This is a genomic window from Bradyrhizobium sp. LTSP885 (assembly GCF_000938305.1).
In the GTDB taxonomy this organism is placed as follows: Bacteria; Pseudomonadota; Alphaproteobacteria; order Rhizobiales; family Xanthobacteraceae; genus Bradyrhizobium.
In genome coordinates this window covers 90,668-106,325 of record NZ_JYMT01000015.1, presented here as the reverse complement: position 1 = coordinate 106,325, position 15,658 = coordinate 90,668, and the positions used below count along the sequence as shown (strand labels likewise).

Annotated in this window: 16 protein-coding genes and 1 pseudogene; 14 read left to right on the top strand and 3 right to left on the bottom strand. The window is 63.6% G+C overall.

Annotated features, from left to right (window positions below):
* Positions 1-2: 2 nt before the first annotated feature.
* Together UP09_RS09825 and UP09_RS09820 are read right to left on the bottom strand one after the other, a co-directional pair.
* Positions 3-782 carry an outer membrane protein gene (locus tag UP09_RS09825; protein ID WP_044537938.1) on the bottom strand — a complete coding sequence of 260 codons (780 nt, stop codon included), beginning with the start codon at positions 780-782 and terminating at the stop codon, positions 3-5.
* Between the two features lie 265 nt (positions 783-1,047).
* Positions 1,048-2,319, bottom strand: coding sequence for an MFS transporter (locus UP09_RS09820; protein WP_044537937.1), 1,272 nt, complete (start codon positions 2,317-2,319; stop codon positions 1,048-1,050).
* A gap of 238 nt (positions 2,320-2,557) precedes the next feature.
* On the opposite strand from UP09_RS09820, the gene UP09_RS09815 reads away from it, so the two are divergent.
* The 11 genes and pseudogenes from UP09_RS09815 to UP09_RS38960 form a co-directional block, all read left to right on the top strand.
* A complete protein-coding gene (locus UP09_RS09815) occupies positions 2,558-3,172 on the top strand; it encodes a ribonuclease D (RefSeq protein WP_044537936.1) in 615 nt (204 codons plus the stop codon).
* 152 nt (positions 3,173-3,324) lie between these two features.
* Positions 3,325-4,053 (top strand): LPS export ABC transporter periplasmic protein LptC, encoded by a 729-nt coding sequence (gene lptC / locus UP09_RS09810; protein ID WP_044537935.1) that lies wholly within the window; start codon positions 3,325-3,327, stop codon positions 4,051-4,053.
* On the top strand, positions 4,050-4,781 hold the full coding sequence (locus tag UP09_RS09805) for an LptA/OstA family protein (protein ID WP_044537934.1): 732 nt from the start codon (positions 4,050-4,052) through the stop codon (positions 4,779-4,781). The genes lptC and UP09_RS09805 overlap by 4 nt, the downstream gene beginning before the upstream one ends.
* A 50-nt stretch (positions 4,782-4,831) precedes the next feature.
* The gene (locus UP09_RS09800) at positions 4,832-5,443 is read left to right on the top strand and encodes an LptA/OstA family protein (RefSeq protein WP_502689036.1); all 612 of its coding nucleotides are present in this window, start codon (positions 4,832-4,834) and stop codon (positions 5,441-5,443) included.
* A 330-nt stretch (positions 5,444-5,773) separates the two neighbouring features.
* On the top strand, positions 5,774-6,757 hold the full coding sequence (lptB, locus tag UP09_RS09795) for an LPS export ABC transporter ATP-binding protein (protein WP_044537932.1): 984 nt from the start codon (positions 5,774-5,776) through the stop codon (positions 6,755-6,757).
* 90 nt (positions 6,758-6,847) lie between these two features.
* A complete protein-coding gene (gene rpoN / locus UP09_RS09790; RefSeq protein ID WP_044537931.1) occupies positions 6,848-8,494 on the top strand; it encodes an RNA polymerase factor sigma-54 in 1,647 nt (548 codons plus the stop codon).
* A 180-nt stretch (positions 8,495-8,674) separates the two neighbouring features.
* Positions 8,675-9,274, top strand: a complete 600-nt coding sequence (gene hpf, locus UP09_RS09785; protein ID WP_044537930.1) for a ribosome hibernation-promoting factor, HPF/YfiA family — start codon at positions 8,675-8,677, stop codon at positions 9,272-9,274.
* A gap of 243 nt (positions 9,275-9,517) precedes the next feature.
* The gene (gene ptsN / locus UP09_RS09780; RefSeq protein WP_044537929.1) at positions 9,518-9,979 is read left to right on the top strand and encodes a PTS IIA-like nitrogen regulatory protein PtsN; all 462 of its coding nucleotides are present in this window, start codon (positions 9,518-9,520) and stop codon (positions 9,977-9,979) included.
* Between the two features lie 63 nt (positions 9,980-10,042).
* Entirely contained in the window at positions 10,043-10,339 is a 297-nt protein-coding gene (locus UP09_RS09775; RefSeq protein WP_044537928.1) for a nucleotidyltransferase family protein, read from the top strand.
* A complete protein-coding gene (locus UP09_RS09770; RefSeq protein WP_044537927.1) occupies positions 10,340-10,684 on the top strand; it encodes a HepT-like ribonuclease domain-containing protein in 345 nt (114 codons plus the stop codon). It begins immediately after the preceding gene.
* Positions 10,612-10,809 (top strand): annotated as a pseudogene (locus tag UP09_RS38960) (hypothetical protein); the annotation flags it as partial. The gene UP09_RS09770 and the pseudogene UP09_RS38960, both read left to right, overlap by 73 nt.
* Here UP09_RS38960 and UP09_RS09765 read toward each other — a convergent pair.
* On the bottom strand, positions 10,756-11,394 hold the full coding sequence (locus UP09_RS09765) for a TetR/AcrR family transcriptional regulator (protein ID WP_044537926.1): 639 nt from the start codon (positions 11,392-11,394) through the stop codon (positions 10,756-10,758). The pseudogene UP09_RS38960 and the gene UP09_RS09765 sit on opposite strands and share 54 nt — an antisense overlap.
* Before the next feature lie 313 nt (positions 11,395-11,707).
* On the opposite strand from UP09_RS09765, the gene UP09_RS09760 reads away from it, so the two are divergent.
* The 3 genes from UP09_RS09760 to UP09_RS09750 all read left to right on the top strand — a co-directional run bounded on the left by UP09_RS09760 (position 11,708) and on the right by UP09_RS09750 (position 15,291).
* The gene (locus tag UP09_RS09760) at positions 11,708-12,511 is read left to right on the top strand and encodes an SDR family NAD(P)-dependent oxidoreductase (protein WP_044537925.1); all 804 of its coding nucleotides are present in this window, start codon (positions 11,708-11,710) and stop codon (positions 12,509-12,511) included.
* A gap of 49 nt (positions 12,512-12,560) precedes the next feature.
* Entirely contained in the window at positions 12,561-13,691 is a 1,131-nt protein-coding gene (locus UP09_RS09755) for a DUF5938 domain-containing protein (protein ID WP_044537924.1), read from the top strand.
* A gap of 61 nt (positions 13,692-13,752) precedes the next feature.
* Complete coding sequence (locus UP09_RS09750) at positions 13,753-15,291, top strand: AMP-binding protein (RefSeq protein ID WP_044537923.1); 1,539 nt, start codon at positions 13,753-13,755, stop codon at positions 15,289-15,291.
* Positions 15,292-15,658: the final 367 nt, after the last annotated feature.

Sequence of the window (15,658 nt, the reverse complement as noted above, 5' to 3'; positions counted from 1 at the left end):
GATCAGTATTTCGCAACGACCGGACCGCCAAAGCGGTAGTTCAGGCGGATCGTTCCGATGTCGACGTTCTGGCTGATATTGTCGGTGCGTCCGACTGCGATGGTGCTGATCGGGAACGTGACGTTCGGCTTGTCCATGAACAGGTGGTCGTATTCGAGCGCCACCGACCAGTTCGGCGCAAAGCCGAATTCGAGTCCGGCTCCCACCGTGCCGCCCCAACGGGTGTCGCTTGCCGAATTCCAGGGGACGCCGGCCGCGGCGAAGATGTTGCCGACGGGGAAGTAGCTCGAGTACTTGTTGTCGGTGACCGCAGCGCCGCCCTTCAGATAGAGGAGGACGTTGTTCCAGGCGTAACCGATCTGGCCGGTGAACAGGCCGATGGCGTCGACCTTGGTCTGGTTGTTGTAGGGAATCAGTGCCGTCAGGCTGGCGTTCGTTCCCTTCAGGTCGGCCCAATCGCCCTGGGCTTCGAGGCCGAACACCCAATTCGCGGACTGCCAGCGATATCCGATCTGACCGCCGGCCAACGCGCCGGTCCCGGTGTTGCAGCCTTCCCTCGCGGCGGGCGCGATCGCGACACCGGCCACGCTGGTGAGGTCCCAGCAGCCATGGGCCGACCCGCCGCCGCCATTGAGACCGATGTAAAAGCCGCTCCAGTCATAGACCGAGGCGAGAGCGGGCGCCTTGGTATAGGGCCGCGCCGCAAGGTCGGCGGCCGATGCCGTGCCTGACACGTCCACAATCGAAAGCAGCCCAAGTCCGAAGATCGCAAAACGATGCATTCCCATTCCCCAGCATTCCCAAAATATTGCCGCCCGATTTCTGTCATGAAACCTCTGGGTGCGACAGTTTGGCGTGCCACTGGATTTGCTTTTCCGTGGGGTGTTGCTTGAGTGCAACGATAAGGAATGGCGGCTCAGTCGGCCGCCGGTTCGCTTGCCAGGCCTCGCGCCATAAAGCCGGACGCAGACGGCCACGAGCACCGGTGTGATCGCGTTGATGTTGACCGTCTCAGGCGGGATCGACGTACCTGCCCGGCGCCTGCCCTCATACCACCCGCCTGCCGGCCCGCTTCGCGACTGATCGCTGCACAAAATACATCGCGATGACAGAGATGATCGACGTCGTCACGACGACGTATCCGATCCGCTCGAAATGCAACAGCGAGCCGTCCGCATTCTCCGCGATGATCGCGGCGGCGAACACCGAGCCGAGTCCGCCGGAGAGTTGCTGCACGGATGCGCTGATCGCGCTGAACGAGCCGCGCTGGCTCGGATCGGGAATCGCCGACATCAGCGCCTGCGACGGGATCATGCGCGAAAAGATGCCGACGAACATCAGTACGTTGACGACGATCGCGGTCGTCAACGAGACCTGACCGAGATGCGTGTAGATCAGCACCATGGTCACGGACACGGCGCTGCCGAACACGAAAGTCGGATATTTGCCGAACGCATCGCTCGCACGGCCGACCAGCGGCCCGATGGCGATCGTGAACAGGCCAGTGACCAGATAGATGGTCGGAAGGTGCACGATATCGATGCCGAGGTTATGCACGGTGAAGGCGCTGCCGAACGGCATCAGCATGAATCCGCCGGTCGCCAGCAGCGTCGTGACCAGGAAGGCCAGCGTGTAGCGCGGCTGTCCGATGGTCGCGATCAGATGATGAAAGGGATTGTGGTCCGGCTTCAGCCGCAGATGCGCGTCGACCGGTTGCATCATGAACGCGATGACGACCATCGCCGCGATCGACAGGCCGACGATCGCGAAGAAGGCAATGTGCCAGTTCCAGTGATTGGCGAGAAACAGGCCGGCCGGAATGCCGAGGACCTGGCTTGCGGCAAACGCAGTTTGAACGAAGCCCATCACGCGGCCGCGCAGATGCAGCGCGAACAAATCGGTGACGATGGCGAGCACGACCGAGCCGATCACGCCGCCGAACAAGCCGGTCACGATCCGCCCCATCAGCAGCACATGGTAGTTCGGCGCCAGCGCGCAGAGCAGGGTGCCAAGCGTGAAACCGGCATAGAAGAACAGCAGCAGGCGTTTGCGGTCGAAGCGGTCGGCAAAGCCGGCGGCAAGGATGCCCGCCAGTCCCGCGCTGAAGGCGTAGGCCGACACCGCGACGCCGAATTGCGCGGCCGTGATGTTGAGCGCGGGCATCAGGATGGCGCCGAGCGGCGACATGATGATGAAGTCGAGAATGATCGTGAATTGGGTGAATGCGAGCAGCGCAATCAGGACCGACTGGTAGCGCGTAAAGCCGCGCTCCAGCTCTTGCGGGTCGTCGATCGGCGCAGCGATGGTCTGTTCGGACATGTGGCTCATTTCATTGGAGGCGGGCGGGCGAGGGGCTGGCAACAGATAGGGTGGGTGCGGGCCGATTTCATCGGCAAAGGGAAGCAAAGCCGTATGCCGAAATGCGGGGGCCAACGGCAAAAATCGCGGCGAAAAGCTTGGTCTGACCCGCCTTGGGGCCGTCTACCCGCTCGCCCTTCGAGCCTTAGGACGCTAGTGTTTCGCCCGAATCGACATTTGGAACCCGAGGTTGTTTTTCATGACTATCCGCCTGCATCGCGGCGACCTGCCCGATCTGTCCCGCTACACCGATTCGGTCGCGATCGACACCGAGACCATGGGGCTGCACCCGCATCGCGACCGGCTCTGCGTGGTGCAGATGTCGAACGGCGACGGCACCGCCGACGTGATCCAGATTCCGAAGGGCCACACCGATTCGCCGAACCTGAAGGCGCTGCTGGCCAACCCTGGCATCACCAAGATCTTCCATTTCGCGCGGTTCGACGTCGCTGTGCTCTATAACGCCTTGGGCGTGATGCCGACCCCCGTTTACTGCACCAAGATCGCCTCGCGCCTGACCCGCACCTATACCGACCGCCATGGCCTCAAGGACCTGGTGCGGGAAGTCCTGAACGTCGACCTGTCAAAGCAGCAGCAGTCGAGCGACTGGGGCGCGCCGAGCCTGTCCGAGGCCCAGCTGGCTTACGCGGCCTCCGACGTGCTGCATCTGCATGCGCTGCGGGAGCGGCTCAACGTCATGCTGGCGCGCGAGGGGCGGACCGACCTCGCCAAGGCCTGCTTCGAATTCCTCCCCTCCCGCGCCCGGCTCGATCTCGACGGCTGGGAAGCCGAGGACATCTTCGCCCATTCCTGAATGGCGATTTTGGGAGCGAGGGGCGATTTCCGCCCCGTTTCGGCCAAACTGTTCCCGCGAGGTCCCACTCCGGGGCGCGACGCAAGGCGTTAGCTGCATATTTGGACAGCTGCGGGTAGAATGGGGTGCGATTTCGCGCCTCGGGAGCATGTGTGAGTTCGGTCCAGAATCCAGCCTATGACGTCGTCGGTCTCGAGGCGCGCTTTGCCGCGGCCGCGCGCCACAGCCGTATGGTGCGGATCCTGCGCGTCGCCGTTCCCGCCGCGGTGGTGGTGTCGATGGCGGCGATCGTCTTCGTCTCGGTCGTCAATCCGTTCCGCGCCTTGATGCCCAACCTGCCGGTCGAGATGGACAATCTCGTGGTCTCCGGCACCAAGATTACGATGGAAGCGCCGCATCTGGCCGGCTTCTCGGCCGACGGGCGGCCCTACGAAATGTGGGCCAAGGCCGCGATCCAGGACGTCACCGATCCCGATCATCTCGAGTTGAAAACCATCCGCGCCAAGGTGGCGCAACAGGATCAGTCGACGGTGATCATGGACGCGCGCACCGGTTTCTTCGACCAAAAGAAGCAGATGCTCGACCTTCGCCAGGATATCTTCCTGCAATCGTCCACCGGCTATGAGGCGAAGCTGACGTCGGCGCTGGTCGACATCAACAAGGGTGACGTGAGTTCGGACGAGCATGTCGACGTCAAGCTGCTCGACGGCACGCTGACGTCAGACAGATTGCGGATCTATAACAGCGGCGAGCTGGTCCGGTTCGAGGGCAACGTCGTGATGAACCTGGATAAGCTCGGCGACAACAATCCACCCGCCGCCGAGCCGGCACCGCCTCCTCCGCCGGCGCCGAAGACGCGCAAATCAGCCAACCCGAAATGATCCTGATGATGAGATTTTCTCCGCGCGTCACGGCCATCGCGGCCTTCCTGCTCGCGCTCATCGCGGCGAGCGCTGCATCCGCGCAGAGCTCGACGATGACGGGCGTACCCAACGCGATGCAGGGCTTTTCGCAGAACCGCGACCAGCCGATCCAGATCGAGGCCGCGGCGCTTGAAATGCGCGACAAGAAGAAGGAAGCGACCTTCTCCGGCAATGTGAAGGTGGTGCAGGGCGACACCACCATGACCTCGAAGATCCTGGTCGTGTTCTACGAGGACAAATCCACCCAGCCGGCGGCGCCGGCCGCGCCCGCCAAGGCCGCGAAGGGCGCCGCTGCCCCGATGCCGGCGGCGGCCCCCGGTCCCGGCGGCGCTTCGTCGATCAAGCGGCTGGAGGCGAAGGGCAATGTCGTCGTCACCCAGAAGGATCAGGTCGTCACCGGCGAGACCGCGATCTTCGACACCAAGACCAACCTGATCACCATGCTCGGCGGCAGCGGTGGTCAGGTGGTGCTGACCCAGTGCAAGAACGTGCTGCGCGGCGACCGCCTGCTGGTCGACATGACCACGGGCGTCTCGCGGGTCGAATCCGACAGCGGCAAGGTGCAGGGGCTGTTCATCCAGAACCAGGCCGGCCAGCCCAACCAGGGCTGCGGGACGCCCGGCGCTCCTGGTGCTGCCCCGGCGCTCCCGTCCCTGCTCCCGGGAAGCCAAAGTAAGCCCAAGTAGATCAGGAGGCTTTTCTGCGCATTCTTGCCGCCGCCATCTGCGTCCTCGCGGTGATCGCGTTCGACGAGGCGCGTGCGCAGGGCGCAGCCTCCCTGCCGAACGCCATGCAAGGCTTCGCGCAGAATCGCGACCAGCCGGTCCGGATCGAAGCGGCCTCGCTCGAAATGCGCGACAAGAAGAAGGAGGCCACCTTTGCCGGCAATGTGAAAGTGGTGCAGGGCGACACCACCATGATCTCGAAAACATTGGTCGCGTTCTACGAGGACAAATCCACCCAGCCGTCGGCGCCCCCAGCGGACACCAAGGCCGCAAAGGGCGGCGCCCCGATGCAGTCGGCGACCCCCGGTCCCGGTGGTGCCTCGTCGATCAAGCGGCTGGTGGCGAAGGGCAATGTCGTCGTCACCCAGAAGGATCAGGTTGTGACCGGCGAGACCGCGATCTTCGATACCAAGGCCAATTTGATCACCATGCTCGGCGGCGTAGTGCTGACCCAGTGCAAGAATGTGGTGCGCGGCGATCGGCTGCTGGTCGACATGACCACCGGCGTCTCGCGCGTGGAATCCGACAGCGGCAAGGTGCAGGCATTGGTCGGTCAGGGACAGGATTGTGGCAATGCGGCGGGATCCGCGCTGCCTTCGCCGAATCCTGGGAAATCAAAATAAACCAATATATATCAGCATGTTATATAATATCTCGCAGCCGCGAGGTTGAAGCTCGCCCCGTGAGCCTGTATCTACTGTGGCGGCTCGGCTGTGAGGCGCATCTGAGGGGATCGTGGCGTCAGCCGGAGCAAGGGGCATCCAGTCATTCAAAGCGCTGATATCGCGCTTTGCCGTTGTTTGAGCATGATCGCCGCGCAAATGCGTTTCGCGTTTGTCGGGGGAAAGCCGGTATCCACTTTTCCGGATCATGCTGGCGAGGCGCGCGTGCGAATCAATTCGACCGCAGGCAAGGTCGCGGGATCACCTTAAGAGGGCTAAAGCGAAGCGGGGATGGTGGATTTACTCGGCATGTTCCGGCGGCGCCCTGCGAAACGCAGTGCCGGATTTGCGCGCTCGCACGACGACATCACAGCGCTCGGCGATTCGTTCGGCGACATGCTGGCGAGCCCGGTGCGTGATGCGCCGCCGATGGCGCGCGCCGCCGCCGTTCCCGGCGTCGAGTTGCGAGCCCAGCCGTCACCTGAGCCGACCCGCGCCGACAAGCCGCGTGCGAAGAGCAACGGCGCCACCGCGCCGCGCCTGATCAAAAAGCCGGGCTACCTGGCTGTGCATAGCGTGGAAAAGAGCTTTGGCAGCCGCCAGGTCGTGCGCGGCGTCAGCATCTATGTGCGCCGCGGCGAAGCGGTCGGCCTGCTCGGGCCCAACGGCGCCGGCAAGACCACCGTGTTCTACATGATCACCGGCCTGATCAAGGCCGATCGCGGTGCGATCGAACTCGACGGCCATGACGTCACCAAGCTGCCGATGTACCAGCGCGCCCGTCTCGGCATCGGCTATCTGCCGCAGGAAGCTTCGATCTTCCGCGGTCTGACCGTCGAGCAGAACATCCGCGCGGTGCTCGAGGTCGTCGAGACCTCGGCGAAGAAGCGCGAGCACGAGCTGGATTCGCTGCTCGACGAATTCAACATCACGCGCCTGCGCAAAAGCCCATCGATCGCGCTGTCCGGCGGCGAGCGCCGCCGCGTCGAAATTGCCCGCGCGCTGGCGACGCGCCCCAATTACATGCTGCTCGACGAACCGTTCGCCGGCATCGACCCGATCGCGGTCGGCGACATCCAGGATCTGGTGCGCCATTTGACCAATCGCGGCATCGGCGTGCTCATCACCGACCACAATGTCCGCGAGACGCTCGGCCTCACCGACCGTGCGTATATCGTCTATGCCGGGGAAATCTTGACGGAGGGCAGCCCGGATGAGATCGTGAATGATCCGGACGTACGTCGCCTTTACCTTGGCGAGGAATTCCGCCTCTAGGCGCAACTTTCTGGTCCGTCAAGCCGTGTACATCGGCTGAAGAGTAGGATAAGCAAGAATCGAGCCAATTTTGGGACCGTTCTTGCCTCCATGGCACTGACACAGAGACTAGAGTTCCGACAATCGCAGTCGCTGGTGATGACGCCGCAGCTGATGCAGGCGATCAAGCTGCTGCAGCTGTCGAACCTCGATCTGTCGGCCTTCGTCGAGGAGGAGCTGGAACGCAATCCGCTGCTCGACCGGGGGGCTGACGGCCCCGAGGCGCCGGTGGCGGGGGAACCCGCCATGGAGCGGTCCGACTACGCCGATGGCGACGGTTCCACGAGCTACGGCGATGACGGTGGTGACCTGGCCGGCGGTGCCAGTGGCGACGCCTTCGAGCCCGGCCAGGAGGAGTGGATGAACCGCGACCTCGGGACCCGCACCGAGATCGAACAGACGCTGGATACCGGCCTCGACAACGTCTTCACCGAAGAGCCCGCCGAAGCCGCCGCGCGCGCCGCGCAGGATGCGCCGCCGTCGGTCTACACCGAATGGGGTGGCGGCGCCTCCAGCGACGACGATTACAATCTCGAAGCCTTCGTCGCCGCCGAGATGACGCTGGGCGACCATCTCGCCGAGCAGCTCGCGGTCGCCTTCTCGGCGCCGGCGCAGCGCATGATCGGGCAGTATCTGATCGACCTGGTCGACGACGCCGGTTACCTGCCTTCCGATCTCGGCCAGGCCGCCGAACGGCTCGGCGCGTCGCAGCAGGCGGTCGACGAGGTCGTCGCGACGCTGCAGAAGTTCGATCCGCCGGGCGTCTGCGCGCGAAACCTGAGCGAGTGCCTCGCGATCCAGCTGCGCGAGCTCAACCGCTATGATCCCGCGATGCAGGCGCTGGTCGAGCATCTCGACCTGCTCGCCAAGCGCGACATCGCCAGTCTGCGAAAGCTCTGCGGCGTCGATGACGACGACATCACTGACATGATCGCGGAGATCCGCCGGCTCAATCCGAAGCCCGGCCTGAAGTTCGGCGCCGCGAAGACGCAAACCATGGTGCCCGACGTCTATGTGCGTCCGGGTCCCGACGGCGGCTGGCATGTCGAACTCAACAGCGACACTCTGCCGCGCGTGCTGGTCAACCAGACCTATTACACTGAGCTGTCGAAGACGATCCGCAAGGACGGTGACAAATCGTACTTCACCGATTGCCTGCAGAACGCGACCTGGCTGGTGCGCGCGCTCGACCAGCGTGCCCGCACCATCCTGAAGGTCGCGACCGAAATCGTTCGCCAGCAGGATGGCTTCTTCACCCACGGCGTCGCGCATCTGCGGCCGCTCAATCTGAAGGCGGTCGCTGACGCGATCCAGATGCATGAATCGACGGTGTCGCGCGTCACCGCCAACAAGTACATGGCGACCAATCGCGGCAGTTTTGAATTGAAGTATTTTTTCACCGCGTCGATCGCATCCGCCGACGGCGGCGAAGCGCATTCGGCGGAAGCGGTGCGGCACCACATCAAGCAGCTGATCGACGGCGAAGCGCCGGTGGCGATCCTGTCCGACGACACGATCGTGGAACGTTTGCGGGTGTCCGGCATTGATATTGCCCGCCGCACCGTCGCGAAGTACCGCGAAGCGATGCGGATACCGTCCTCGGTGCAGCGCCGCCGTGACAAACAGAGCATGCTCGGTAATGCCCTTTCGGCCCCTGCCTCCGCTCCGGACCGGTCGCGCGATACGGCTGCAGTTTAGGTTACTTTTTGAGCATGATCCGATCCGGATCATCGGCTCGTTGCGTTCGCGTCAAATCGCGATACTCTCAACTCCCCTTGTTCTCCTTGCAGCGTGATCCAGAAAGGCAGGTCGTCGCATTCCGAAAGCATCATGCTCCAGCAAGCGAGTGATCGAGGCATCCAGCAATCGAGGCATCAAATGACCCTTCGAATCTCGGGAAAGAGCATCAGCATCGGCGAAGCGCTTCGCGCGCGCGTCGGCGACCGCACCGACGAGGTCCTGCGAAAGTATTTTGATGGCAACTATTCCGGTCACATCACGCTGAGCAAGGACGGCTTCGGCTTCCGGACCGATTGCGCGCTGCATCTGGATTCCGGCATCTCGCTGGAAGCGGAATCCAACGCGGCCGACGCCTATGCCAGCGCCGACGCGGCGCTGTTGATGATCGAAAAGCGCCTGCGCCGCTACAAGAGCCGGTTGAAGGACCGCTCGGCCCGCAAGACCTATGCTGCCGCCACCGCGTTCGCCGAACTGAACGGGGTCGAGCTCGACGCGCCGAGCTATGTCATCGAGGCGCCCGAGAGCGACGACGAGGTCACCGAGTACAGCCCGGTGATCATTGCCGAGGCGACCACCGCGCTGAAGCGGCTGTCGGTCAGCGAAGCCGTCATGGAGCTCGACCTGAGCGGCGCCGCCTGCCTGGTTTTCCAGCACGGCGGCAGCGGCCGGGTGAACATCATCTACCGCCGCACCGACGGCAATGTCGGCTGGGTCGACCCCCCGGCGGTTAACCCCTGAGATATATGACGCATGGCATTGACGGCGGAAGCCAGCCCTGCTTATGGTCCGCCGCCCCAAGGGATAAGGGGTGGAACAGGGTTTGCAGGTGGGATTTGCAGGTGTTGGCACTGCCAATGCGTTGGAGTAGAAGCCCTGCCAACCGGGACCCGGGCTAAGGCCATCTCCCACCACACATTCTTGACACCACCGCTGTAACGCCTATTTCGCAACCTGACGGTTTCATTCACCTCGGAACGTCCCATGCCGATTACCGATCTGGTCGCACCCGAGGCGATTCTCCCGACTTTGAAAGTCATCAGCAAGAAGCAGGCGCTGCAGGAACTTGCCGCGCGCGCATCTAGCCTGACCGGGCAGAATGAGCGCGCCGTTTTCGAGGTGCTGCTGCAGCGCGAGAAGCTCGGCACCACCGCCGTCGGCTACGGCGTCGCGATTCCGCACGGCAAGCTGCCCAAGCTCGAAAAGCTGTTCGGGCTGTTTGCTCGCCTCGAGCGCCCGATCGATTTCGAAGCCATGGACGGCCAGCCGGTCGACCTGATCTTCCTGTTGCTGGCGCCCGAAGGCGCCGGCGCCGACCACCTCAAGGCGCTGGCACGGATCGCCCGCCTGCTGCGCGACCAGGACGTCGCCAAGAAGCTGCGCGCCTCCCGCGACGCGCAGGCGATCTACTCGGTGCTGGCGCTGCCGCCGGCGAGCGCGGCGTAGCTCTCGCAGGTCCAGCTTAACGGCCTTTTGCTCGCATTGCGCCGGCCGTGATAGAACAGCGGTATGACGAGAACCGAAGCACTCAGAAGGTTGCGCGGACAGGCCGACGCCATCAAGGCGCTCGGAGCCACCTCGCTTTACCTGTTCGGTTCAACGGCTCGCAACAAGGCCACGGCGAAGAGCGATCTCGATCTTTTCGTCGACTATGATCCTCGCGGACGTTTCAACGTCCTGGATCTGGTCGCGGCCAAGCGAATGCTCGAGGAAAACCTGGGTGTTCCGGTCGATCTGACCACCCGCAAGGGGCTCCATCCGCTGCTACGCAAGCAGATCGAGGCCGAGGCGACGCGGGTTTTCTGAATGATCGCGCGAACGCCGTTGCTGCGCATCCACGATATGCTCGAAGCAATTCGTGGGATCGATAAGGCGCTTGTAGGCAAGACAATCCGCGACTACGAGCGCTCATGGCTGCTGCGTTCCGCAGTCGAGCGCGGAATAGAAATCATTTTGGAAGCGAGCCGCCATCTCAGCGGCGATCTGAAAGCGCAACATAAGGATGTCCGCTGGATGGACATTGCCGGCATTGGCAATATTCTGCGCCACGACTACCAGCGCGTTGATGCCACGATCATCTGGAAGGCAGTGAAGGACGATCTGCCGCCGCTCAAGGCGGCGTTGCTCGTTCTCAGGGAATCCTTGAGATAGCGCGCACCCAGAGCCGCTGTGCCTTTGGGGGTAGCACACACAGCACGGTCGCTCGTTGCAGGTTGCAATGCTCAGCAGATCGTCGGCAGCAGGCGCCGCACTTCGTCGAGCAGTTCGGGAATCGCGCGGTCGTCATTGGCGAGGTGCTTGAGCAGCGCGCTCTGGAACAGGCCGTCGAACAATGCATAGAGCGCGGCCGGAGATGACGCGGGCCGTGTGCCGCCCAGTTCGGCATAGCGCGAGGCGATCCGCCAGATCATTGCCTCCAGGCTCTTGTCGATCTCGAGCACGTCCTTGCGGAACGCGGCCTCGAACATCGCCTGCGAGCGCAGATCGTACCAGAGACGGTGCATGCGGGCTTCGTCCTGCAAGGTTGCCGCGAGCTTGGCGAGGAAGCCTTCGGTCAATTCGTCGCGGCTCTGCGCTGACGTCACCACCTCGTCATACCGCGTCACGCATTTGGCCTTGTAGTGGCGGACGCAGCAGCAGATCAGGTCGAGCTTGTCGCTGAAGTAATAATGAAACACGCCGTGCGTGAACGCCGAGTTCTGCGCGATCTCGCGCAGGCTGGTGCGTGCGAAGCCGAGCTCCCCGAGCGTTTCCAGCGCGGCTTCAGCAAGCTCGATCCGTCGCGCGTTGAATTTTTCATCGCGCAGCACTTCGGTCGCCACCGCCACCCGTTGAGCCACTCGCGTCGCTTGCCGCGCCATCTAATGCATTCCCTCTCGGCCGTTCTTGCAACGACTTATACCGCGCCAAGTGCGGCGCGCTCCATCCTCTCACAACCATTCTCTTGGACACTTGTCAAATTCGCGCTTGACAAGTGTCAAGCTTCTGGACGAGGTTTGGTTCAATAATTTGGACAGTCGTCAAGACGTCGAAAACAGGGAGGAAATCCGTCGCGGGAAGCGCCAATGCTGCGCTCCGCCGACACCGCGCTCGGCTGCGATCACGTCAGCCCGCCGGCACATGCCGCCAATCACCACAGCACCAATCAACAACCAGCAAAGGGAGGACTACGTCATGAGCGGAAAGAGTCTTGAAGGCAGGACAGCCCTGATCACCGGCGGCGCCCGGGGTATCGGCGCGGCCATCGCGCAGGCGCTGGCAAAGGCTGGCGCGGCGGTCATGATCGGCGACATTCTCGACGATGTCGGCAAGACCACAGCCGGCGAAATCGCGAAAACCGGCGTGAAGACCGGCTTCGTCAAGCTCGACGTCACCGACGACGCGCAATGGGAAAGGGCCGTGGCCGCGACGGTCGCAACGCTCGGCGGCTTCGACATCCTGATCAACAACGCCGGCATCGAGATCACCTCGCTGGTCAGCGAGGTCAAGGCGGAGGACGCGCTGCGGATGTGCAACGTCAACATCGTCGGCACCGTGCTCGGCATGAAACACGCACTGCGCGCGATGCGGCCGGGCGGGCCGGCAGGCAAGGGCGGCGCCGTCGTCAACATCTCCTCGGTCGCGGCAACCATCGCCTTCCCGAGCATCGCAGTCTATTCGGGCACCAAATCCGCGGTCGATCGCATGACCCGGGTCGCGGCGATGGAAGCTGGCAAGCTCGGCTTCGGCGTGCGCGTCAACTGCATCTATCCGGGTCTGATTCCGACCGACATGGGCATGCAGCTCGCCAACGACATCGTTCAGGTCGGGCTCGCGGCCGACATCAACGCGGCGGTGGGCTCCGTCGTCGAGCAGACACCGCTTGGCCGGCTCGCCGAGGTCACCGATATCGGCGACGCCGCAGTGTTCCTCTGCTCGAACGAGGCGCGCTTCATCACCGGCATCGGACTGCCGGTCGACGGCGGCATGGGTATGTAGCTGGGCATCTAAACAACCAACGCGACAACAATCATTCTGGAGGATCGCAATGAGCGACAAGAAGCCCGTCATCGTCTATGGCGCTTCCGGCTACACCGGCCGCCTGGTCTGCGAATATCTGCGCGAGTACAACATCCCCTTCATCGCCGCCGGCCGCAGCGCCGAGAAGCTCAACGGCGCAATGAAGGCGAACGTGGCCGGCATCGAGACCGCGGACTACGAGGTTGTTGAGGTGCCGCACACCGTGGCCGCGCTGACCGAATTGTTCAACGGCGCCTCCGTGGTACTCAACACAGTGGGCCCCTTCGCCAAGTTCGGCGGCGAGGTGGTGCAGGCCTGTTGGGCTTCCAGATGCCACTACACCGACACCACCGGCGAGCAGGACTGGCTGATCACGCTCGAACAGGAGTGGGGCGCGAAATTCGCAAATGCCGGCCTCCTGCTGGCGCCGGGCATCGCGCAGATGTACACCACCGGCGAGATCGCAGCCCAGCTGTGCCTGGAAACGCCCGGCCTCGACACGCTTGACATCGCCGTGTTCTGGGGCGGCAGCCCGACCATCGCCTCGACGGCGACCATCCTGGTCAACGCCGCGATGGCCAAGGCCTACTACCTGGAGCAGAACAAGTATGTCGAGCATCAGCCCGATGCCGGCCTCTACAGCCTCGCCATCCCCGGCCAGCACGAGCTGGCTCTGGCGCTGCCCTGGGGCGGCACCTCGCACCCGGTGTGGTTCAAGCGCGATCCGCGCGTGGCCAACGTGAAGGTGCTGGGCGGCGTCTTCAACCGCGGGCTGATGCAGGCCGTGCCGCAGATCGTCGCTGCCGCGCTGGATGCGACCAAGGACATGAAGCCTGACGAACGCTACGCCGCGTTGGCGCAGACCGCCGCCGGCGTGATGAACAGCATGCCGCCGCGCGAGAATCCGCGCGTCAACAAGTCGATGGATTCGGTGCATGCCTCCGGCCCGCTGGGGCGCGCGCACTGCATCATCTACGGCAACAGCAACTACAAGCAGACCGGCCTGCTGCAGGCCTATGCCGCGGCACACCTGCTGCAGCAGCCGCCCAAGCGCGTGGGCTTCGCCTCCGGCTGCCAGGCGTTCGGCCATCATGAGCTGCTCGGGCAGTTGCGCAGCTTCGGCCTGGTCAGCAAGCCGATCCTGACCGTGCACGACTGAAGCATCAAAGCGGGCGGCGCGATCACACGCGCCACCTGCTTCCGTCCCGCGGGGATTGATCATGCGCTTCATCGACTATCTCGACAAAGGCGCCTCGCTCGGCGCCGATGCGCCATGCCTGACGATGGATGGCCGCGACCTCAGCTATCGCGAAGTCCAGCAGCTGAGCTACCGGATCGCGCGCGGGCTCGACCGTTCGGGCGTTGCGCCCGGCGAGAAAATCGCGATCCTCTCCGGCAACGATCCGATCGCCTTTGCCTGCGTGTTCGGCATCTCGCGCGCTGCTGCTGTGTGGTGCCCGATCAATCCGCGCAATGAGGCGGCCGAGAACAAATTCATCCTCGATGCGTTCGATTGCAGCCTGCTGCTGTTTCATTCCAGCTTCGCCGCCATGGTCGAGGCGGTGCGGTCCGACCTGCCGAAGCTGCGCGCGCTGGTCTGCCTCGATGCCGAGCTGCCGTTCGCGCCATCGTTCGAAAGTTGGCTCAACGGCCTCGCCAACGATCACTATCAGCGCGCGCCGGTCGACGATCTCGCGATGATCCCGGGCACCGGGGGCACCACCGGCAAGCCCAAGGGCGTGATGTTGTCCGGCCGCAACATCGAGACGATGACCGCGCTGACGCTGATCGGCTATCCATTCAAGGGCCGCCCGGTCTATCTCGCGCTGGCGCCCCTGACCCACGCTGCCGGTGTGCTGTGTTTCCCGATCATGACGCGCGGCGGCCGCATCGTGATCATGCATCACCCCGACATCGGCGAGTTCCTCACGCTGATCGCGCGTTACAGCGTCACGCACACCTTCCTGCCGCCGACGGTAATCTACATGCTGCTCGACCATCCGAAGCTCGATTCGGCTGATCTCACCTCCTTGCAATGCTTCTGGTACGGCGCGGCGCCGATTTCGGCGACGCGGCTTGCGGAGGCGCTGCGACGGATCGGGCCGATGGCGCAGCTGTTTGGCCAGACCGAAGCGCCGATGATGATCTCGACCATGGCGCCCGACGAGCATTATCACCCCGACGGCACGATCGCGATCGAGCGCCTCGCCTCGGCCGGGCGGATCAGCCCGCTGGTCCAGGCCGGCATCATCAATGGCGATGGCCATCTGATGCCGACGGGTGAGCGCGGCGAGATCGTGGTGCGCGGCTCGCTGGTGATGGACGGCTATTACAAAAACCCCGAAGCCACGGCCGAGGCCTCGACACATGGTTGGCACCACACCGGCGACATCGGCTACCTCGACGAGGACGGCTATCTCTTCATTGTCGACCGCGCCAAGGACATGATCATCACCGGCGGCTTCAACGTCTATTCGATCGAGGTCGAGAATGCGCTGCGCGCCCATCAGTCGGTACAGGATTGCGCCGTGATCGGTCTGCCCGACGATAAATGGGGCGAACGGATCGTCGCCGTGGTGCAACCCCGCGCCGGTCACAGCATCGATGCGACGGAGCTCGCCGGCTTCGTCAAGCAGCGGATCGGCAGCGTCAAGGCGCCGAAGCAGATCGAGGTCTGGGACGACCTTCCGCGCTCCAAGGTCGGCAAGGTGCTGAAGCCGGACATCCGCGCGCGGCTCGCCGCCCTTTTGAGCGGTTAGAGCGTTTTCGGCCGGAGTGGATATCGGTTCGCGTAAAGAAAACGCGTGAAAACGAAAACCAGGTCCGTTACGCCGAAATCGCATTCGATATCGCACTGCGTTTAAAGCTCGCTATTCGCCGAGCGTAAGCGTAATGTCGCTCCATCACCGTCCTTCCCACGGCTTCGATCGGTGACTGAGGGTAACGAAACGCTCCCGCCAAAGAGGAGGAGCGTGCGTGCCGCGATTTCGTCTGGCCGACATGAATACGCTTGTCGTCGCATTCGCGCTCGGTACATTCGCGCAAGACGCGCTCGCCGCAGAACCGAACTGTCGCACGATCGAAGGCACGGGCCCGCGTCTCGCCTGTTACGACGTTGCGTATCCT

Coding starts and splice junctions, on each gene's coding strand:
- UP09_RS09825 (WP_044537938.1), bottom strand. CDS start 782: ATGCATCGTTTTGCGATCTTCGGACTTGGGCTGCTTTCGATTGTGGAC.
- UP09_RS09820 (WP_044537937.1), bottom strand. CDS start 2,319: ATGTCCGAACAGACCATCGCTGCGCCGATCGACGACCCGCAAGAGCTG.
- UP09_RS09815 (WP_044537936.1), top strand. CDS start 2,558: ATGACTATCCGCCTGCATCGCGGCGACCTGCCCGATCTGTCCCGCTAC.
- UP09_RS09805 (WP_044537934.1), top strand. CDS start 4,050: ATGATCCTGATGATGAGATTTTCTCCGCGCGTCACGGCCATCGCGGCC.
- lptB (WP_044537932.1), top strand. CDS start 5,774: ATGGTGGATTTACTCGGCATGTTCCGGCGGCGCCCTGCGAAACGCAGT.
- rpoN (WP_044537931.1), top strand. CDS start 6,848: ATGGCACTGACACAGAGACTAGAGTTCCGACAATCGCAGTCGCTGGTG.
- hpf (WP_044537930.1), top strand. CDS start 8,675: ATGACCCTTCGAATCTCGGGAAAGAGCATCAGCATCGGCGAAGCGCTT.
- ptsN (WP_044537929.1), top strand. CDS start 9,518: ATGCCGATTACCGATCTGGTCGCACCCGAGGCGATTCTCCCGACTTTG.
- UP09_RS09775 (WP_044537928.1), top strand. CDS start 10,043: ATGACGAGAACCGAAGCACTCAGAAGGTTGCGCGGACAGGCCGACGCC.
- UP09_RS09770 (WP_044537927.1), top strand. CDS start 10,340: ATGATCGCGCGAACGCCGTTGCTGCGCATCCACGATATGCTCGAAGCA.
- UP09_RS09765 (WP_044537926.1), bottom strand. CDS start 11,394: ATGGCGCGGCAAGCGACGCGAGTGGCTCAACGGGTGGCGGTGGCGACC.
- UP09_RS09760 (WP_044537925.1), top strand. CDS start 11,708: ATGAGCGGAAAGAGTCTTGAAGGCAGGACAGCCCTGATCACCGGCGGC.
- UP09_RS09755 (WP_044537924.1), top strand. CDS start 12,561: ATGAGCGACAAGAAGCCCGTCATCGTCTATGGCGCTTCCGGCTACACC.
- UP09_RS09750 (WP_044537923.1), top strand. CDS start 13,753: ATGCGCTTCATCGACTATCTCGACAAAGGCGCCTCGCTCGGCGCCGAT.